The sequence below is a fragment of the Belnapia arida genome (genome assembly GCF_016773205.1).
Lineage (GTDB): Bacteria > Pseudomonadota > Alphaproteobacteria > Acetobacterales > Acetobacteraceae > Belnapia > Belnapia arida.
Genome location: NZ_JAETWB010000029.1, coordinates 1 through 18,558, shown reverse-complemented (window position 1 = coordinate 18,558; position 18,558 = coordinate 1). Strand labels below are relative to the sequence as shown.

At 72.2% G+C, this 18,558-nt stretch carries 20 protein-coding genes, 1 tRNA gene and 1 pseudogene; 15 read left to right on the top strand and 7 right to left on the bottom strand.

All coding sequences use genetic code 11. The features are described from left to right. Positions 1-80: 80 nt before the first annotated feature. A complete protein-coding gene (gene msrB, locus JMJ56_RS26410) occupies positions 81-518 on the bottom strand; it encodes a peptide-methionine (R)-S-oxide reductase MsrB (protein WP_202834746.1) in 438 nt (145 codons plus the stop codon). A 12-nt stretch (positions 519-530) separates the two neighbouring features. Continuing rightward, positions 531-1,091 carry a peptide-methionine (S)-S-oxide reductase MsrA gene (gene msrA, locus JMJ56_RS26405; protein ID WP_202834745.1) on the bottom strand — a complete coding sequence of 187 codons (561 nt, stop codon included), beginning with the start codon at positions 1,089-1,091 and terminating at the stop codon, positions 531-533. Between the two features lie 140 nt (positions 1,092-1,231). On the opposite strand from msrA, the gene JMJ56_RS26400 reads away from it, so the two are divergent. From JMJ56_RS26400 to JMJ56_RS26375, 6 genes are all read left to right on the top strand, one after another. After that, entirely contained in the window at positions 1,232-2,068 is an 837-nt protein-coding gene (locus JMJ56_RS26400; RefSeq protein ID WP_202834744.1) for a hypothetical protein, read from the top strand. A 22-nt stretch (positions 2,069-2,090) separates the two neighbouring features. Beyond that, positions 2,091-3,206 carry a THUMP domain-containing class I SAM-dependent RNA methyltransferase gene (locus JMJ56_RS26395; RefSeq protein WP_202834743.1) on the top strand — a complete coding sequence of 372 codons (1,116 nt, stop codon included), beginning with the start codon at positions 2,091-2,093 and terminating at the stop codon, positions 3,204-3,206. A gap of 46 nt (positions 3,207-3,252) precedes the next feature. After that, positions 3,253-3,885 carry a class II aldolase/adducin family protein gene (locus JMJ56_RS26390; RefSeq protein WP_202834742.1) on the top strand — a complete coding sequence of 211 codons (633 nt, stop codon included), beginning with the start codon at positions 3,253-3,255 and terminating at the stop codon, positions 3,883-3,885. Positions 3,886-4,099: 214 nt separating this feature from the next. After that, complete coding sequence (locus tag JMJ56_RS26385; protein WP_328702475.1) at positions 4,100-5,839, top strand: tetratricopeptide repeat protein; 1,740 nt, start codon at positions 4,100-4,102, stop codon at positions 5,837-5,839. Continuing rightward, the gene (locus tag JMJ56_RS26380) at positions 5,839-6,690 is read left to right on the top strand and encodes a 4-(cytidine 5'-diphospho)-2-C-methyl-D-erythritol kinase (RefSeq protein ID WP_202834741.1); all 852 of its coding nucleotides are present in this window, start codon (positions 5,839-5,841) and stop codon (positions 6,688-6,690) included. The genes JMJ56_RS26385 and JMJ56_RS26380 overlap by 1 nt, the downstream gene beginning before the upstream one ends. 55 nt (positions 6,691-6,745) lie before the next feature. Then, a tRNA-Gln gene (locus JMJ56_RS26375) sits at positions 6,746-6,820 on the top strand. A 48-nt stretch (positions 6,821-6,868) separates the two neighbouring features. On the opposite strand, the gene JMJ56_RS26370 is transcribed toward JMJ56_RS26375, so the two are convergent. The 3 genes from JMJ56_RS26370 to pal all read right to left on the bottom strand — a co-directional run bounded on the left by JMJ56_RS26370 (position 6,869) and on the right by pal (position 9,927). Then, positions 6,869-8,755, bottom strand: a complete 1,887-nt coding sequence (locus JMJ56_RS26370; protein WP_202834740.1) for a monovalent cation:proton antiporter-2 (CPA2) family protein — start codon at positions 8,753-8,755, stop codon at positions 6,869-6,871. Positions 8,756-8,758: 3 nt separating this feature from the next. Next, positions 8,759-9,304 (bottom strand): glutathione-regulated potassium-efflux system oxidoreductase KefF, encoded by a 546-nt coding sequence (gene kefF, locus JMJ56_RS26365; protein WP_202834739.1) that lies wholly within the window; start codon positions 9,302-9,304, stop codon positions 8,759-8,761. Positions 9,305-9,384: 80 nt separating this feature from the next. Next, positions 9,385-9,927, bottom strand: a complete 543-nt coding sequence (pal, locus tag JMJ56_RS26360) for a peptidoglycan-associated lipoprotein Pal (protein ID WP_202834738.1) — start codon at positions 9,925-9,927, stop codon at positions 9,385-9,387. 115 nt (positions 9,928-10,042) lie between these two features. On the opposite strand from pal, the gene JMJ56_RS26355 reads away from it, so the two are divergent. Further along, the gene (locus JMJ56_RS26355) at positions 10,043-11,443 is read left to right on the top strand and encodes a phospholipase D-like domain-containing protein (RefSeq protein WP_202834737.1); all 1,401 of its coding nucleotides are present in this window, start codon (positions 10,043-10,045) and stop codon (positions 11,441-11,443) included. Between the two features lie 13 nt (positions 11,444-11,456). On the opposite strand, the gene JMJ56_RS26350 is transcribed toward JMJ56_RS26355, so the two are convergent. Then, positions 11,457-12,065 (bottom strand): hypothetical protein, encoded by a 609-nt coding sequence (locus JMJ56_RS26350; protein ID WP_202834736.1) that lies wholly within the window; start codon positions 12,063-12,065, stop codon positions 11,457-11,459. A gap of 176 nt (positions 12,066-12,241) precedes the next feature. On the opposite strand from JMJ56_RS26350, the gene JMJ56_RS26345 reads away from it, so the two are divergent. The 5 genes from JMJ56_RS26345 (at position 12,242) to JMJ56_RS26325 (ending at position 15,096) form a co-directional block, all read left to right on the top strand. Further along, entirely contained in the window at positions 12,242-12,769 is a 528-nt protein-coding gene (locus JMJ56_RS26345; RefSeq protein ID WP_202834735.1) for a prolyl-tRNA synthetase associated domain-containing protein, read from the top strand. A gap of 100 nt (positions 12,770-12,869) precedes the next feature. Then, entirely contained in the window at positions 12,870-13,820 is a 951-nt protein-coding gene (locus JMJ56_RS26340) for a tetratricopeptide repeat protein (protein ID WP_202834734.1), read from the top strand. A 10-nt stretch (positions 13,821-13,830) separates the two neighbouring features. Further along, on the top strand, positions 13,831-14,502 hold the full coding sequence (locus JMJ56_RS26335) for an LON peptidase substrate-binding domain-containing protein (protein WP_202834733.1): 672 nt from the start codon (positions 13,831-13,833) through the stop codon (positions 14,500-14,502). Positions 14,503-14,513: 11 nt separating this feature from the next. Further along, complete coding sequence (locus JMJ56_RS26330) at positions 14,514-14,717, top strand: Trm112 family protein (protein ID WP_043338233.1); 204 nt, start codon at positions 14,514-14,516, stop codon at positions 14,715-14,717. Between the two features lie 7 nt (positions 14,718-14,724). Next, positions 14,725-15,096: a gamma-butyrobetaine hydroxylase-like domain-containing protein gene (locus JMJ56_RS26325; RefSeq protein ID WP_202834732.1), complete on the top strand. Its 372-nt coding sequence runs from the start codon at positions 14,725-14,727 to the stop codon at positions 15,094-15,096. A gap of 1 nt (position 15,097) precedes the next feature. Here the strand turns inward: JMJ56_RS26325 and JMJ56_RS26320 are convergent, their stop codons facing one another. After that, positions 15,098-16,369 (bottom strand): UbiH/UbiF/VisC/COQ6 family ubiquinone biosynthesis hydroxylase, encoded by a 1,272-nt coding sequence (locus JMJ56_RS26320; RefSeq protein WP_202834731.1) that lies wholly within the window; start codon positions 16,367-16,369, stop codon positions 15,098-15,100. Positions 16,370-16,552: 183 nt separating this feature from the next. Between JMJ56_RS26320 and JMJ56_RS26315 the strand changes: the two genes are divergently transcribed. The 3 genes and pseudogenes from JMJ56_RS26315 to JMJ56_RS26305 form a co-directional block, all read left to right on the top strand. Beyond that, entirely contained in the window at positions 16,553-16,891 is a 339-nt protein-coding gene (locus tag JMJ56_RS26315; RefSeq protein WP_202834730.1) for a P-II family nitrogen regulator, read from the top strand. Between the two features lie 55 nt (positions 16,892-16,946). Continuing rightward, positions 16,947-18,278 carry an ammonium transporter gene (locus JMJ56_RS26310; RefSeq protein ID WP_202834766.1) on the top strand — a complete coding sequence of 444 codons (1,332 nt, stop codon included), beginning with the start codon at positions 16,947-16,949 and terminating at the stop codon, positions 18,276-18,278. 89 nt (positions 18,279-18,367) lie between these two features. Continuing rightward, a pseudogene (locus tag JMJ56_RS26305) lies at positions 18,368-18,558 on the top strand (hypothetical protein); the annotation flags it as partial.

Genomic DNA, 18,558 nt, shown 5'->3' with positions numbered 1-18,558 from the left:
GGGAGCCGCATTCTGGGTGCCTTAGGACTGGATCACCGAGGAATTCAGCGCGGCTCGGTAAATGGCAAGTTGATAGTCGTTCAACCCTCGGCCGCAACGGGCTCGAAGCGGAGCGAGACGCCGTTCATGCAGTAGCGGAGGCCGGTCGGCGGCGGCCCGTCTGGGAAGACGTGGCCGAGATGGCCGCCGCACTTCGCGCAATGGACCTCCGTCCGGGTCATGAAGAAGCTGCGGTCGGTGGTGGTGCCGACATTCCCCTCGATTGGGGCGAAGAAGCTCGGCCAGCCGGTGCCGCTCTCGAATTTGGTGCCGGCTTCGAAGAGCGCCGTGCCGCAGCCGGCGCAGGCGAAGGTGCCGGGCCGCTTCTCGGCATTCAGCGGGCTGGTGCCGGGGCGCTCCGTGCCGTGCTCGCGCAGAACGCGATAGGCCTCGGGCGAAAGGCTGGCGCGCCATTCGGCGGCGCTCTTCTGCACCGGGTAGTCGGCCTCGGGGGCGGTTTCCTTGTGGAAGAGGGACATGGCTCGTTCTCCTTACGCCGCCGGGCGCTTCAGCCGGTCGGCGTAGACCTTGCGGAATTTGGCGACCTTCGGCGCGATGACGACGCGGCAATAGCCGCTCCAGGGGGTGCGGGCAAAATAGTCCTGATGCTCCGCCTCGCCGGGCCAGAACCGGTCGAGCGGCTGCACCTCGGTCACCAGCGGGGCATCCCAGATGGCGCTCGCGCCGATCTCCGCCATCACCTCGGCAGCGACCTTCGCCTGGTCCGGCGAATGGGTCAGGATGACGGAACGGTATTGCGGCCCCACATCGGCGCCCTGCCGGTCCTTGGTGGTCGGGTCGTGGATGGTAAAGAATACCCGCAACAGGTCGGCATAGGAGACCTGCGCCGGGTCGAAGGTGATCTGCACCACCTCGGCATGGCCGGTCTTCTTGCCACAGACCTCCTCATAGGTCGGGTTCTCGGTGTGGCCACCGGCATAGCCGGAGACGACCCGCGAGACGCCGCGCAGGTCGCGGTAGACCGCGTCGAGGCACCAGAAGCATCCGCCGCCCAGGGTCGCAGTTTCGGTTGCCAATTCCGTGCCGCTCATCGCGCGCCTCCTTCTCTCAGCTTGCGCCCGATATAGGGAGCCGGGGGCCGGGATGCAGCGGGGCGCCGGCCTGCCCTGGCTTGGTCGCAATTCGCCAATATGTCCCCCGCAGACTGCGTGCCTTCCAACCGGGGTAGACCATGACCGCCGCCACCGATGCCTGCGACTGGAGCATCGTCCTGTTCACCCGGGGCGAGGCCGCGCGCCTGGCCCGCTGCCTCGCCGCCATCCGCCGGGCCGCCGAGGGCCGCGACGCGCGGGTGACCGTCCCGCTGCGCGGCAGCGAGCGGGAGGCGGCGGCGCTGGCCGGACGGCTGGGCGGCGCGGCGCCGGGCCTCCGCCTCTATGCCCTGCCGCAGGGCGACCGGGCGAATGCCTGGAACCAGTATGTCCATGCGCTGCGGCCGCGGGCGTCGATGCATGTCTTCCTCGAGGACCACGCCGAAATCGGGCCGGAGGCGCTGCAATCCCTGGCTGCCGCGCTGGCGGTGGAGCCGAGGGCCGAGGCGGCGACCGCCCTCCCCTCGGGGGGCCGGGATGCGGCGGCGCGGCGGGCCCGGCTGCGGCGCGGTGGCCAACTGCATGGCACGCTGCATGCGCTGCGCGGCCGCTGGGTCGAGGCGCTGGCGGCCGAGGAGATGCGGCTGCCGGTCGGGCTGGAGCGCATCCATCCCGTCCTTGCCCGCCGGCTCGGCGAGCGCATCACCGTGGCCGAGGAGGCGAGCTGGCAGCCCCTGCCGCAGCGCCTCGGCGAGGGCTGGCGCCGCCGGCTGCGCGCCGCGCGGGCGCGGATCGAGGAGGCGGCCCTGGCCGGGCGGGAGAGCCTGCCGGAATTCGCCCTGCCCCTGCTGCGCGACTGGCTGGCACGGCAGGCAGGGCCGGGCGAAGGGTTCTTCGACTGGCTCGCCCAGCGGCGGCTGGCGCTGGAAGCCATCCCCTCGCCCGAGGCGCTGCGGCCACGCCCGGTCCTGGTATGAGCGCCGCCACCATGCGGGCCCGATGACGGCCGCGGATCATTTCGAGATCTTCCTCGCCACCGCGCCGGGGCTGGAGCCGGTGCTCTGTGCCGAGGTGCGGGGCAAGGGGTTCCGCCAGCCGAGGCCGGTGCCGGGCGGCGTCGTCCTCCGCGGCGGCTGGCCGGAGGTCTGGCGGGCCAATCTCTGGATCCGCGGCGCCGGGCGGGTGCTGGCGCGGCTCGACGCCTTCCCCGTCACCCATCTCGCCCAGCTCGATGCCCGCGCCCGCCGCGTCGCCTGGGGCAGCGTGCTGCGGCCGGACGTGCCCTTCCGGGTGGAGGCCTCCTGCACCGGGTCGCGCATCTACCACAGCGGCGCCGCGGCCGAGCGGATCGCCACCGCCATCCGCGAGACGCTCGGCGCCCCGGAGGCGGCGGAGGGCGGGGTGCTGGTGCGGGCACGGATCGAGCGCGACATCTGCACCCTGAGCGTCGACACCTCCGGCGAGCCGCTGCACAAGCGCGGCTACAAGGAGGCGATCAACCCGGCGCCGATGCGGGAGACGATGGCCTCGCTCTTCCTCCAGCAATGCGGCTTCGACGGCACCGGGCCGCTGCTCGACCCGATGTGCGGCTCCGGCACCTTCGTCATCGAGGGGGCCGAGATCGCGGCAAGGCTCAACCCCGGCCGCGCCCGGCACTTCGCCTTCGAGCAACTCGCCACCTTCGATGCGGAGGCCTGGGCGCGCATGCGGGCGGTGCGGAGCGAGCGCGCGCCCGCCGCCCATTGCCACGGCAGCGACCGCGATGCCGGCGCCGTCGCCATGAGCCAGGCGAATGCCGCCCGCGCCGGCGTCACCGGCATCACCGATTTCCGTCAGGCGGCGATCAGCGAGATCGCTCCGCCCGAGGGCAAACCGGGGCTTGTGGTGATCAACCCCCCTTATGGCAGCCGCATCGGCGAGCGGCAGGCGCTGCTCCCGCTCTACCGTGCGATGGGGCAGGTGTTGCGGAGCCGCTTCGCCGGCTGGCGCGTCGGGCTGGTTGCCAGCGAGCCAAGGCTCGCCCATGCCACCGGCCTGCCCTTCCTGCCCCCTGGCCCGCCGGTGCCGCATGGCGGGCTGCGCGTCACGCTCTACCGCACCGCGCCGCTGCCCTGAGCGCGCGCGACGTGCTTTCATGCGCGCGCAACGGGCAGGGCGGGGCATGGCAGCAGGGGAGATCATCGCCGCGGCGCGGGCGCTGGACGCGCTCGGCTTCATGCCGAGCAAGTCGGGCAACCTCTCGGTCCGCACGGCGCGCGGCTGCCTCATCACCCCGGCCGGCCTGCCCTATGCGGAGACGGCATCGGAAGATCTGGTCGAAGTCGCCCTCGACGGCCGCATCCTCGCCGGGCATCGGCGCCCCTCCTCCGAATGGCGGCTGCACACGGCGATCTATGCGGCGCGGCCGGAAGCGGGGGCGGTGGTGCATACCCACAGCCCCTTCGCCACCGCCCTCTCCTGCGCGAGGCAGCCGATTCCGCCCTTCCACTACATGATCGCCCTCGGCGGCGGCGCCGATATCCGCTGCTCGGCCTATGCCACCTTCGGCACGGCGGCGCTGGCCGAGGCCTGCGTCGCGGCGCTGGAGGGCAGGCGGGCCGCGCTGCTGGCCAATCACGGCGCGGTCGCGCTTGGGCGGACGCTCGCCGGCGCCCGCACGCTGGCGATGGAGGTGGAGAACCTGGCGCGGCAATACCTCGCCCTCCGCGCCGCCGGCCTGCCGCCCGTGCTGCTGAACGAGGCCGAGTTGCGCGAGGTCTTCGCGCAGTTCGGCGACTACGGGCGGCTAACCTGAGGTTCGGCTCGCGCACCGAGCAGATCCCGACGCCGCGCCGCTCCGGCACCTGGCCATCGGCATGGACCACGTGGATGTCACGGTGCAGGTCCCGCCGGAGGCCAGGGTGACCGGCATGCCCGCCTTTGGCGGCAGCAGGCGGTCGCCGAGCTCATCCGCAGCATAACGGATGCGTTCTGGTAGCATATCGCAACAAGCACCGGATGCGGCGCCCGTGCCACGGGGCGATACCGCCGGGCGGCATTCTGTTCTAGCCTCGGCGCCGATGCAGTTCCCCGGTCCCCCGTCCCGGCTCGCCCTCCTGGCCGCCGCGCTCCTCTCCGCCTGTGCCGCCAGCGGCCCGCGCAGCGGCTCCGGCCCCGCCGGCCAGCCCGATTTCGGCGCCTACCTCAGCGGCCGCTTCGCCGCTGCCGAGACCGATACCAGGACCGCGGCCGACCGCCTGCTCGAAGCGCTGAAGGCCGACCCGGACCAGCCGGAGGTGCTGAACCGCGCCTTTCTCGCCTCCCTGCTCGATGGCCGGTCGGACGCCAACCGCCTCGCCCGCCGCCTGCCGGACAATCCGGCCGCCAACCTGCTGCTCGCCGGCGGCGACGTGCAGGGCGGCCGTTGGGACCGGGCGGAGCAGCGCCTGCGCGCCCTCAACCGCAGCGGGCCGGTGCAGGTGCTCCAGCCGGTGATGCTGGCCTGGGTGCAGTTCGGCCGTGGCCATGTGGAGCAGGCACAGGCGACCCTCCGCCCGCTGGTCGAGTCCAACCGGCTGCGTGCGTTGAATGCCCTGCACGCTGCCCTCATCGCCGACCTCGCCGGCAAGCCGCGCGAAGCGGAGCGGCTAGCCCGCCTCGCCGTCGCCGACCAGCCGCAGGCGCCCTGGCGCCTCGCCGTGCTGGCGGCCGGGGTGCTGAACCGCGCCGGCCGCGCCGATGAGGCGAACCGGCTGATGGACGAGGTGGTGGCGAGCGGCGAGGATGCCGCGCTCGCCGCCGCCCCGTCGAACCGGCGCCTGGCGCTGGCCTCCCGCGGCGTCGCCTCGCCGGCGGACGGCATCGCCGAGGCTTATACCGCGCTTGCCAGCGCGCTCCGCGGCCAGGGCTCCAACGACTTCGCGCTGATCCTGGCGCAGCTCGCCCTCCGGCTGCGGCCCGGCTTCGCCCCGGCGCTGGTGCTGGTCTCCGACACGCTGGCCGACCAGAACCACCCGGACGCGGCGCTCGGCGCGCTCGGCCAGGTTGCCGCCGACGATCCGCTGGCGCCGGTGATCGCGCTCCGCCGCGCTGCCCTCCTCGACAAGCTGAAGCGGACGGAGGAGGCGGTGGCGCTGCTTCGTGGCCTCGCCGGGGCCAATCCGTCCCTGCCGCAGCCCCCGGCCCGGCTCGGTGACCTGCTGCGGCGGCACGAGCGCTTCGCCGAGGCGGCCGAGGCCTATGACCAGGCGCTGGCCCGCAGCGGCCCGGTCGATTCCGCGGACTGGCCGCTCTTCTACGCCCGCGGCATCGCACGCGAGCGTTCCGGTCAGGCGGTGGCGGCGGAGGCCGACCTGCTCCGCGCGCTCGAGCTCTCGCCCAGCCAGCCCTATGTGCTGAATTATCTCGGCTACAGCTGGGCCGAGCAGGGGAAGAACCTCGACCGCGCGAAGGCCATGCTGCTGCAGGCGACGGAGCTTCGCCCGCAGGACGGCAACATCGCCGACAGCCTCGGCTGGGTGCTGTTCCGCCTCGGAAACCTGCCGGAGGCGGTGACATGGCTGGAGAAGTCGGTCGAGCTGGAACCGCGCAGCAGCGTCATCAACGACCATCTGGGCGATGCCTACTGGGCCTCGGGCCGGCAGCGGGAGGCGCAGTTCCAATGGCGCCGGGCGCTCGCCCTCGACCCCGAGACGGCTGAGGTGCCGAAGATCCAGCAGAAGCTGCGGGACGGCCTGCCCGGCTACCCCGCCTCCACCGCGCAGCGCTGATGCCGGTCGAATCCGCGCCCGCGAAGGTCAACCTCCACCTGCACGTCACCGGGCGGCGGGCGGATGGCTACCACCTGCTCGACAGCCTCGCGGTCTTCGGCCCGGTGGCCGATGAGGTGGCGGCGGGGCCGGCGGAGGCGCTGTCGCTCGCCATCGACGGCCCCTTCGGCGCCGGGCTGGCGGCGGAGGCGGACAATCTCGTGCTGCGGGCGGCCCGGGCGCTGGCGGAGGCGGCCGGAGCCAGCCCCGGCGCGGCACTGCGGCTCACGAAACGGCTGCCGATCGCCTCGGGCATCGGCGGCGGCTCGGCGGATGCGGCGGCGGCGCTGCGGCTGCTCGATCGTCTGTGGGGCCTCGGCCTCGGCGAGGCGAGGCTGGCGGAAATCGGCGCGCGGCTCGGGGCGGATGTGCCGGTCTGCCTCGCATCCCGCCCGATGCGGATGCAGGGCGTGGGCGAGCTGCTCTCCCCGGCTCCCGCCCTTCCGCCCTGCGGGCTGCTGCTGGTCAATCCCAGCCTCACCCTGGCGACGCCGGCGGTGTTCCAGGCGCGGGAAGGCGGCTTCACCCCGCCTGCCACCTTGCCCGCCGCCTGGGCCGATGCGGCGGCCATGGCGCGCGACCTGGCGGCGCTGCGCAACGACCTGGAGGCGCCGGCGATCCGCCTCTGCCCGCCCATCGCCGAAGTCCTGGCCGCGCTCCGTGCCCTGCCGGGCTGCCTGCTGGCACGCATGAGCGGCAGCGGGGCGACCTGCTTCGGCCTTTTCGCCACGCCGGCCGCGGCGGAGGCGGCGGCGCCCGCCCTGCCGGGCGGCTGGTGGCGCGCGGCGGGGCCGCTGCATCGCGCTGCGTGACGCGCGCTTGGGGCTTTACGCGGCGAGGCCCCGGCCCTATCCAGTGCGCCGCCGCTGGGGCGTAGCCAAGCGGTAAGGCAGCGGTTTTTGGTACCGCCATTCCCAGGTTCGAATCCTGGCGCCCCAACCACCCCTCGCCAGTCGAGCCCTGCATGCGGCGCGCAGCGGATCGGCCCGGTCAACTCTCCGCCCCGCTCGGCGCCGCCTGCCGCCGCACCTCCTCAGCCACGCCCGTGGTGTCCCAGCCATCGTCGGTGGCGATGCGGCCACGGGCCTGGTCGCGCTCCAGCACGCCGACCAGCTGCTCGGAGGCCTCGCGCACCGCCACGCGGTAGCGTCCGTCATCGTCGCGCAGCGCCCCCAGCCGGTGCAGCGTGCGCAGGTCGTGCCGGCGGAACAGCCGTCCGGCCCGCTCCGCCTCATAGGCCGGCAGGCCGAGCCGGCGCAGCGCCTCGATGCCCAGTTCGAGCGCGGAGCCGAAGGTCTCGCGCACCATCGCATGGGCGCCCGCCTCGATCACCGCATAGGCATGGCTGCGGTCGTTGGCGCGGGCGAGGATCTGCGCCTGGGGAAAGTGCCGCCGCACCGTGCCAATGATGGAGAGCGTCGTCTCCGGCGCATCCGTCGCCACCACCACCAGCGCCGCCTCCGCCGCGCCCGCCGCCTGCAGCAGGTCGAGCCGCGAGGCATCGCCGTAGAAGACGCGGAAGCCGAAGCGCCGCAGCGCCTCGATCGTCTCCATGTCGTGGTCGAGCACGGTGACGGGATGGCCCTGCGCCATCAGCAGCCGCCCGACGATCTGCCCGAAGCGGCCGAAGCCGGCGATGACGACGCTGCCCTGCGGCTCGATCGCATCCGGCTCCGGCGCGAGGTCGGTATCGGCCAGCCGGTCGGCGAGGCGGCCATAGGCCATCATCAGCAGCGGCGTCATCGGCATGGAGAGCGCGACGACCGAGACCAGCAGGCTCGCCTCCGCCGCCGGCAGCACGCCGTTCTGCGTGGCGAAGGCAAGCAGCACGAAGGCGAATTCCCCGCCCTGGGAGAGCACCAGCGCGGTCAGCAGCACCTCCGTCCGCGGCCGCCGCGAGGCCAGCCCCAGCCCGGCCAGCACCGCCGCCTTCACCAGCACCAGCAGCACGACCAGCCCGGCGACGGTAAGCGGCGCGGCCGCGACCTGGGCGAAGTCGATCCCCGCCCCGACCGAGAGGAAGAAGAGGCCGAGCAGCAGCCCTTTGAAGGGCTCGATATCGCCCTCCAGCTCGTGCCGGAACTCGCTGTCGGCCAGCACCACGCCGCCGAGGAAAGCGCCGAGCGCGGGCGAGAGCCCGACGGATTCCATCAGCAGCGCGATGCCGACGACGAGCAGCAGCGCCGAGGCGGTGAAGATCTCGCGCAGCCGCGTCTCGGCGATGAGGCGGAAGACCGGCCGCGTCAGCAGCCGCCCGGCCAGCACCACCGCGGCGACGGCGCCGAGCACCGCGGCCGCCTGGCCCCAGGGCGGCAGCGTCGTGATCCAGCCCTCCGCATGCGCCGCGCCACCGGTCGCCGGCGCCAGGGCGAGCAGCGGCAGCACGGTGAGGATCGGGATGACCGAGACATCCTGGAAGAGCAGCACGGCGAAGGTCGTCTCGCCGCCGCCGGTTTTCAGCAGGCCCCGCTCGGCGAGGATCTGCAAAGCAATGGCGGTCGAGGACATGGCCAGGATCAGCCCCGCCGCCAGCGCCATCCGCCAATCATAGCCGAAGGCGAGGCCGATGCCGCCGACCGCCAGCGCGGTCAGCCCGACCTGCAGACCGCCCGCGCCGAGCACCGGCCCGCGCATCGCCCAGAGCCGCGCCGGCCGCAGCTCCAGCCCGACGAGGAAGAGCATCATCACCACGCCGAATTCGGCGAAATGCATCACCTCGCCCGCATCGCCGGCGAGGTGCAGGCCGAAGGGCCCGATCGCCACCCCCGCCAGCAGGTAGCCGAGCACCGAGCCGAGGCCGAGCCGCTTGGCGATCGGCACCGCCGCCACCGCGGCGAGCAGGTAGACGAAGGCCTGGCCCAGGAAACTCTCGCTCATCGTTCAGGCCTCCACCGCGTCGCGCAGGTTCCGCAGCAGCGCCGCATACTCCGCCGCGTGCCGCTCCAACGCCGGTTGTTCCAGCAGATAGGTGCCGTGCAGGATGAAGGGCGGCAGCCAGCGCATCCGGCAGAGCCGCGCCGTCGCCTCGAAGGGGCGGAGGAATTCCTCGAGGGAATGACAGTTCATCCCCTCCGGCCCATAGGCCGCCTCGGCGCCCCCGGCGGTGACGGCCGAGAGCAGCGCCTTGCCGGCCAGCGCCGTGCCCTCCCGCCCGAAGGCGAAGCCGTGCTCCAGCACCAGGTCCAGCCATTCCTTCAGGATGGCAGGCGAGGAGTACCAGTAGACCGGATGCTGGAAGACGATGACGTCATGCTCGAGCAGCAGCGCCTGCTCCGCCTCCACGTCGATCAGGAAGTCCGGATAAGCCTCATAGAGATCGTGCAGCCGGACGCCCTCCACCTGCCGGGCGGCGGCGGTGAGCGCGGAATTGGCACGGGACCGCCGCCGCACGGGATGGGCAAGCAGCACGAGGATGCGCTGGGGCATGAGGGGTCCTGTCCTGGGGAGGGACAAACTCGGTTCTGTCCCTCCCCCGGGTCAAGCCGCCCGTTCGGCGAGGCCGCCTCTCAGCGTACCGTGGTCACCGCGCGGCGGTTCTGCGCCCAGGCCTGCTGGTCGGAGCCGAGGGCTTCCGGCCGGTCCTTGCCGAAGCTGATCGTCGTGATCCGCGTGCCGGCAACGCCCTGCGAGACCAGCACGTCCCGGGCCGCATTCGCCCGCCGCTGGCCAAGGGCGAGGTTGTACTCGCGGGTGCCGCGCTCATCCGCATGGCCTTCGACCATGACGGTGACCTGGCGGTACTGCTGCAGCCAGGCCGCCTGGCGCTCCAGCACCGGGCGCTGGTCGGCGCCCACGGTCGAGCTGTCGGTCACGAAATAGACGCGGTCGCCGACATTCGCGGCCAGATCCTCCTGGCTGCCGGGCCGCGCATTCGCGCCGCCGCGCCCGCCGCCCGGCCCGCCCCCTGGCCCGCCGAGCCCGCCCGGATTGGCCGCGCCGAGGCTGGAGCCCCCGCCCTGCCCGGTCGCTGCGGCATTCTGGTCCGAACTGGAGGAGCAGCCAGCGAGCAGGGCCATGGCGGCCAAGGCGGCGAAAGTCCTGATGAGCATGCGATCCTGATCCCTGAAACCGGCCGGATATGGCAGCAGGTCCTGACTGGTTTATGAGTGTCGCCCCGGCCGGGTCCGCGCGACACCGGGCCGGTCATAGGGCCATGGAGGAACGATGGCGACCACCGGCCTGATGGTGCTGCACGTCATGCTCGCGGCGCTGGCGACCATGCACGTCCTGCTCCGCAAGCGTGATGTCGGCACCTCGATCGGCTGGATCGGCCTGACCTGGCTTTCGCCCTTCCTCGGCGCCGGGCTCTACTGGCTTCTCGGCATCAACCGCGTCGCCAACCGCGCCCGGGCGCTGCGGCGCCCTCCCGGCCGGCCTCCCGCCGATGCGGACGAGCCCTTCCCCTGCCAGCTGCCACCGGGCCTCATTGCCCTCGACCGCACCGCGCGCCGCCTCACCGGGCACGCCGCCCTGCCGGGCAACCGGATCACGCCCCTGCGAAACGGCGATGCCGCCTATCCGCGGATGCTGGAGGCCATCGAGGCGGCCGCGCACTCAGTCCTGCTCTCCAGCTACATCCTGCGCGACGACGCGGCCGGCCGGCCGATCCTCGATGCGCTGATCCGCGCGCATGAGCGCGGCCTTGCGGTCCGCGTGCTGGTGGATGGCATCGGCGGCGGCTATTTCCTCTCGCCCGCCTGGCGCCGGCTGCGGCGGCATGGCGTGCCCGCGGCGCGCTTCATGCACACCTCCCTGCCCTGGCGCATGCCCTTCCTCAACCTGCGCTCGCACAAGAAGCTCCTCATCCTCGATGGGCGCCTCGCCTTCACGGGCGGGCTGAACATCGGCCGCGAGAACCTGCTTGCCAGCAATCCCCCCCACCCGGTGCGCGACATCCATTTCGCCATCGAGGGACCGGTGACGGCGCAGCTGGTCGAGGCCTTCGCCCGCGACTGGCATTGGGCGGCCGGCGACGGCGACCCGTTGCCGCCGCCCGCCGCCGCGCCGCTGCCGGCGGCGGGCGAGGTGACAGCCCGGATCGTCACCTCCGGCCCGGACCAGGACCTCGAGAAGATTGAAACGCTCACCCTCCAGGCCATCGCCTGCGCGCAGCACTCGATCCTGGTGCTGACGCCCTATTTCCTGCCCGACAGCCGGGTGATCACCGCCCTCAGCTTGGCCGCCCTGCGCGGCGTCGCGGTCGACATCGTCGTGCCGCAGCGGAGCGACCATCCCTTCGTCGACTGGGGCATGCATGCGCATGTCGACCCGATCCTCAGAGCCGGCTGCCACATCTGGTACAACCCGCCGCCCTTCGACCATTCGAAGCTGATGGTGGTCGATGGGGGCTGGAGCCTGATCGGCAGTTCCAACTGGGACACGCGCAGCTTCCGGCTGAATTTCGAGCTGGATGTCGAGATCTACGACGCTGCCATGGCCGCCGCCCTGGCCGATGTCATCCGGCAACGGCGCGGCCAAAGGCTGCTGGCTGCGGAGCTGGCGCAGCGTTCCCTGCCGGTGCGGCTGCGTGACGCGGCGATGCGCCTGGCGCTGCCCTATATCTGATCGACATATCTGGTCAGCGGCGCTCGGGCCCGACCCGGCAGGGCGAGGAGGCCGGCGCCCTGGCATAGCTGCACACCACATAGCCGGGCAGGTCGAGCCCGTCCTCGATGCGGGCGAAGCCCGAATCCTCGCCGGGCCGCAGCAGCCCGGTCTCCCGCGACAGCAGCTTCGACCGGTCGGCGGCGTAGAGCACCTTCACCGGAAAGTCGCAGCGGTTGGTGAAGCGCACCGCCCGCTGCTTCGGCTCGCCCTCGCCGCCGCGCCGCAGGTCGCGGGCCGCGCAGGCCGGCGTGACCAGCGTCGCCACCGGCTCCGGCCCGGGGGCAACGTCGGGGACGGGGTCTGCCGCGGGCTGCTCCACGGCCGCCTGCGGCGGCTCCGGCTGCCTGACAGTAGGCGGCGCCTCGGCCAGGACGGGCCGCGGCTCGCCGCATTCCTCGCCGCGCCGCGCCAACTCGCGCCGCATTTGGCCGCCGCTGACCGGGTTGTCGCGCCAGGTGCAGAGCTGCGCCGTCGGCACCTGCTGCATGCGGTCGCCGCCGATCCGGTCGAGGGCCGCGCAGGCGGCGAGCGACAGGACGAGCCCCAGCAGGGCAGCGGCATGGGACCGGCGCAGAGGCATGGGAGGCGGGTTTCCTGAATGAATGGGGGCCGGGCGGCGCCATCCAAACGCCGCAGCGCCGCATTGGTCCAGCCCGTCAGAAGGTCGATGCGGAGGCGCACCGCGCGGCCGGAGGGGGTTGCCGTGCGGCTCGGCTTTGGGCACAGCCTTGCCCGCCCCAGACAGCAGTCCCCAGGATGCCCGAGACTCCCGAATCCCTGCTGGCGCGCCTTGCCGCGCTCGGCATCGAGACCACTACCACCGCGCACGCCCCGGTTTTCACCGTGGCGGAAAGCCAGGCCCTGCGCCGCAGCCTGCCGCAGGGCGAGGCGGGTGGACACAGCAAGAACCTGTTCCTCCGTCCCGCGAAGTCTGGGCCCGGCCCGCACCTGCTGGCAGTGCTGGAGGAGGACCGCAAGGTCTCGGTCAATGCCCTCGCCCGCGCCGTCGGCGCCGGCCGGGTGGAAATGGCACCCGCCGAGGATCTCCGTCGCCTGCTCGGCGTCGAGCCCGGCTCCGTCACCCCCTTCGGCATGGCGAACGCGCCGCCCGGCGCCGTGCGGGTCCTGCTCGATGCCGGGTTGCTGCGGGATCACGAGGTCGTCCATTTCCACCCGCTGGCGAACGGCATGACCACCGCCATCCGCCCGGCCGACCTGCTGCGCTTCCTCGAGCATCTCGGCCACCGGCCGGAGCTGGTAGAGCTGCCGCCTCCGGCCGGCTGACGCATTGAAACGGGCTCGGGGCGCCTACCATCTGCTCCCTGCCCCATTGCCCTTGCGTCGGACCGGCGCATGTATGACCACAGACCAAGGAATTCCGCTCATGGACGTCATCTTCGACCCGAACCGCCAGGTTCCCCCTGCCGGGGCCCAGGCAGGCGGCGCCGACCTGATCATGGATGGCGATCAGAAAACCTTCATGCAGGACGTGGTGGAGGCCAGCCGCCAGGTTCCCGTCCTCGTCGATTTCTGGGCGACCTGGTGCGGCCCGTGCAAGACGCTGACGCCGGCAATCGAGAAGGTGGTGCGCGCCGCCGGCGGCCGGGTGAAGCTGGTCAAGATCGACATCGACAAGAACCGGGCGCTCGTTCAGCAGCTCACCCAGCTCGGCCTTCCGCTGCAGAGCGTGCCGACCGTCGCCGCCTTCTGGCAGGGCCAGATCGCCGACCTCTTCCAGGGCGCGCTGCCCGAGGGCGAGATCAAGCGCTTCGTCGAGGGGCTGCTGAAGCTCACCGGTGGGCAGATGCCCTCCGCCGACCTGCTTGCCGAGGCCAAGGCGGCGGCCGAGGAGGGCGACCACCAGACTGCCCTGCAGCTCTACGGCGCCCTGGTGCAGGAGGAGCCGGAGAACCCGGAGGCCTTCGCCGGCGTCGCCCGCAGCCTGATGGAACTCGGCCAGGAGGAGCAGGCGCTCCAGGTCCTCGACAACCTGCCGCCCAAGATCGCCGACCACGCGGCCATCGCTTCGGTCCGCAGCACGCTGGAACTGGCCGCCGAGGGCCGCCGTGCCCGCGAGAAGACCTCCGAGTTCGAGGCGCGCCTCGCTGCCGACCCGAACGACCATGAGGCACGGATCGAGTTCGCCGTCGCCCTCAATGCCGCCGGAGACCGGGCCGGTGCCGCCGATGCGCTGCTCGAGGCCTTCCGCCGCGACCCCGCCTGGAACGAGGAGGCGGCGCGCAGGCAGCTGCTGAAATTCTTCGAGGCCTGGGGCTTCTCCGACCCGGCGACGGTGGCAGGGCGGCGCAAGCTTTCCTCGCTGCTGTTCCGCTAGCGCCGCCACGGTGGCAGCCCTCCGCGCCGAGCCAAATGCGCTGCCGGCCGAGATTGCGGTCTTCCCGCTGTCCGGGGCCTTGCTGCTGCCCGAGGGGCGGCTGCCGCTGAACATCTTCGAGCCGCGCTACCTGGCGATGACGGAGGACAGCCTGGCCGCCGGCCGGATGTTCGGCATGATCCAGCCGGACCCGGCCGCGCCACGGGGCGAGACGGGCCCCGGCCTCTATCGCATCGGGTGCCTCGGGCGCCTCACCTCCTTCGCCGAGACGGAGGATGGGCGCTTCCTCATCACCCTGACCGGCGTGACCCGCTTCCGCATTGCCGGGGAATTGGAGATGCGCCACGGCTACCGCCGGGTCCGGGCCGATTACGCCGCCTTCCGCGCCGACCTCGTCCCCGCCACGCCGCTCGCGCTCGACCGCGCGGCGCTGCTCGCCGCTCTCCGCCCCTTCTTCAAGGCGCGTGGGATCGACGCGAATTGGGAGGCGGTAGAGCAGACCGAGGATGGCGAGCTGGTGACGACGCTCGCCATGATCTGCCCCTTCGAGGTACCGGAGAAGCAGGCGCTGCTGGAAGCGGCGACGCCCGCCGACCGCGCCGCCATGCTGATCGCCTTGCTCCAGATGGGCGCCCATGGCACCCCATCCGGCGACGCGCCGCCCCGCGGGCGGCTGAGCTAGAGGACCACGCCATGAGCCACGCCACGACCGATGCCCCGCCCCCCGAGGTGGACCCCGCCCTGCTGGAGATCCTCGTCTGCCCGCTGACCAAGGGCCCGCTGCGCTACGACCGCGCCGCCGGCGAGCTGATCAGCGACCAGGCCCGCCTCGCCTATCCGATCCGCGACGGCATCCCGATCATGCTGCCCGACGAGGCCCGCCGCCTCGACGACTGAGCGGCCCATGCCGACCCCGACCGAGATTCGCCTGATCCGGGCCGAGCGCCTGCTGGAGGTCGCCTTCGACGACGGCAGCCGCTTCCGCCTGCCGGCCGAGTACCTGCGCGTCGAGAGCCCTTCGGCCGAGGTGCAGGGGCATGGGCCGGGGCAGAAGGTGGTGGTTGCCGGGCGGCGCGAGGTCGGCATGCTGCGGCTGGAGCCGGTCGGCCACTACGCCATCCGCATCGCCTTCGACGACCTGCATGACAGCGGGATCTACAGCTGGGACTACCTGCACCGGCTGGGTGTGGAGCAGGCGGAGCGCTGGGCAGCCTATGAGGCGGCGCTGGCGGAGCGGGGGCTGAGCCGCGACCCGCCGCCGCGGCGGAAAGGCTAGCCTACCCCGCCTTCATCAAGCCCTGTCCCGCCAGGAGCCCCGTCACCCCCGGGCCGAGCCCCATCGCCTGCCGGGCGAAGGCCCGCTTCAGCCCCGGCATTCGATCGACCGCCGCGATGCCGAGCCGCCGCGCGATCCGCACCGGCGCGAAGTCGTTGCCGAAGAGCCGCTCCAGCGCATGCATGCCGGTCAGCATCAGCAGCGTATCCGGCCGCCGCCGCGCTTGGTAGCGCGCCAGCACCGCCGGCGTGCCGGGGTCGTCGCCCGCGTTCCAGGCGGTGATTACCTCCTCGGCCAGCGCCGCCACGTCGCGGAAGCCAAGGTTGAGCCCCTGCCCTGCGATCGGGTGGACACCATGCGCCGCATCGCCGATGAGGGCGAGGCGCGTATCCGTCCAGCGATCGACCAGCAGCGCCGAGAGCGGGTAGGACCAGCGCCGCCCGATCGGCTTCACCGCGCCCAGATGCGGTCCGAGCCGGCGTGCCAGCTCCCGCCCGAAACCCTCGTCGTCGAGCGCCAGCATCCGCCGGGCGATCGGCGTCCGGTCCGCCCAGACGAAGGCGGAGGCATGGGGGTAGGCGGCCGTGCCGAAGCGGTCCGGCCCGGCAAGCGGCAATTGCGCGAAGGGCCCGTTCGGCAGGAACTGCTCGAGCGCCACCCCCTCATGCGGCAGTTCATGGGCGAAGGCGCCAACCATGCCGATCTGGTGGTAGTCGAGCGTCGTCGCGCGGATGCCGGCCTGGCGGCGGAGCGGGCTGTTGCGCCCCTCGGCGGCGACGACCAGCCGCGTCTGCAGCACCTCCCCGGTCGAGAGACGCACCGTCGCACCATCGGCCCGGCGCTCTACCGTTGCCGTCGCCGGGGCGAAGACCCGCAGGCTCGGCATCTCCGGCATCGCCGCGTTCAGCGCCATCCGCAGGCTTCGCGCCTCGACCATGTAGCCGAAAGGCTCCTCCGAAACCTCGGCCGCCTCGAACTTCAGCGAGAGCGGCGAGGCCGGCTCGCCCGGCCGCCCATCGGCGACGCGGATGCGGCGGATGCCGCAGGGCTCGGCTGGCAGCCGTTCCCACACCCCCGAGGCCGCCAGCAGCCGCTTCGAGGTCAGGGCGATGGCATAGGCCCGTCCGTCGAAATCCGGCAGCGCCATGGGCGGCAGAGGCGCGCTGTCCACCACGGCCACGGGCAGGCCGGCGGCGGCGAGCGTCGCGGCGAAGCTGGCGCCGACCGGCCCGGCGCCGATCACGCAGGCGGCCAATTCGGGGTTCGATGTCATGGCTGGTTCATCCCATGGCTGTGACCTGGGGTCCACCTGCCCAAGCCTTGCCCGCTCTGCCCGATAAATAGGCAGGCTTGCAAACAATCGCGACGCATTCCCCGGCCCGGTCCCGGCTCCGACCTGTGGCACGGGATTTGTAGGCGAAGCCCAGCCGGGACCATCGAGGAGGATCGTGGGCAGATGAAGCTGGTGATGGCGTTCATCAAGCCCTTCAAGCTGGACGAGGTGCGCGAAGCGCTCACCCCGCTCGGAGTGCAGGGGCTGACGGTGACCGAAGTGAAGGGCTTCGGTCGCCAGAAGGGGCAGACGGAAATCTACCGCGGTGCCGAGTACCAGGTCAGTTTCCTGCCGAAGATCAAGATCGAGGTCGTCGTGCCGGACGAGTTGGTGGACGCGGTGATGGAAGCCGTCGCCAAGGCCGCCCGCACCGACAAGATCGGCGACGGAAAAATCTTCGTGCTGGATGTGGAGCGGGCGCTGCGCATCCGCACCGGCGAGACCGACACCTCGGCGCTCTGATACTTCGGCGCTTTGGCGCCGCGTGATGCTCAATAGGGATACAGGGGAACACATGATGAGGATGCCCGCACGCGCGCTGGCGCCGCTGGCTGTCGCGCTGCTCGCCGCGACGCCGGCCCTGGCGCAGGACGGCCCGAAGATCGACACCGGCGACACCGCCTGGATGCTCACCAGCACCGCCCTCGTGCTGATGATGACCATCCCCGGCCTCGCTCTCTTCTATGCCGGCATGGTCCGCAAGAAGAACGTGCTCGCCACCATGATGCAGAGCTTCACCATCGCCGCGCTGACGACAGTGGTCTGGATGGTCGCTGGCTACAGCCTGGCCTTCGGCGAGGGCGGTCCCTGGATCGGCGACCTCTCCAAGCTGTTCCTCTCGGGCCTCGCCGAGAACTGGGACAAGCCCTTCACCCTCGGCAGCGGCGACGGCGCGGTGGCCTTCACCATCCCCGAGACGGTCTTCCTGATGTTCCAGATGACCTTCGCCATCATCACCCCGGCGCTCATCACCGGCGCCTTCGCCGACCGGATGAAGTTCAGCGCCATGGTGCTGTTCACCATCCTCTGGTCGCTGCTCGTCTATGCGCCGGTCGCCCACTGGGTCTGGCACCCGAATGGCTGGATCTTCGCCCTCGGCGCGCTCGACTTCGCCGGCGGCACGGTGGTCCACATCAATGCGGGCGTGGCCGGCCTGGTCGCGGCGCTGGTGCTCGGCAAGCGCCTCGGCCTCGGGCACGACAACATGGCGCCCTACAACCTGGCGCTCGCCGTCATCGGCGCCGGCATGCTCTGGGTGGGCTGGTTCGGCTTCAACGCGGGCTCCGCTGCTGGCGCCGGCGCGCGGGCGGGCATGGCGATGCTGGTGACGCAGGTCGCCGCCGGCGTCGCGGCGCTCGCCTGGGTCTTCGCGGAGTGGGCGACCAAGGGCAAGCCGAGCGTGCTCGGCGCCATCTCCGGCGCGGTCGCGGGGCTGGTCGCCATCACGCCCGCCAGCGGCTTCGTCCTCCCGGTGCCGGCGCTGATCATCGGCGTGGTCGCCGGCCTCGGCGGCTTCTGGGGCGCTACGGGCCTCAAGCATCTCTGCGGCTATGACGACAGCCTCGATGCCTTCGGCGTGCATGGCGTCTGCGGCATCATCGGCAGCCTGCTGACCGGCGTTTTCGCCTATGGCGCCCTCTCGGCGACCACGGCGGTGCCGGCCGGCTTCGGCGGCTCCTTCGAGCAGTTCATCATCCAGGCCGAGGCGACGGGCGCGGTCATCGCCTACACCGCGATCGCCAGCTTCATCCTGCTGAAGGTCACCGATGTGATCGTCGGCCTCCGCGTGCCAGAGGAGGAAGAGCGCGAAGGCCTCGACGTCACCCAGCACGGCGAGCGCATCGCCTGAGACAGCGGCCGGCGGGGGCTTGGTTGCCCCCTCCGGCCCTTTTTTTGCCCGATCACGTTACGACATCAAAACCTGGGGGTTACCGAAGCATGAAAACCAAGTCCGGCCTCCTCGCCGCGCTCCGCCACGCCTGGGTTGCCGCCGCCGCCCTGCTGCTGCCGGCCATGCCCGCCGCGGCGCAGACAGCCATCCCGTCCCTCGGTCTCACCGTCACGCTGACGCCGGTGATCGCGAACGACTACCTGTTCCGCGGCATCAGCCAGACGCGCAACAACTGGGC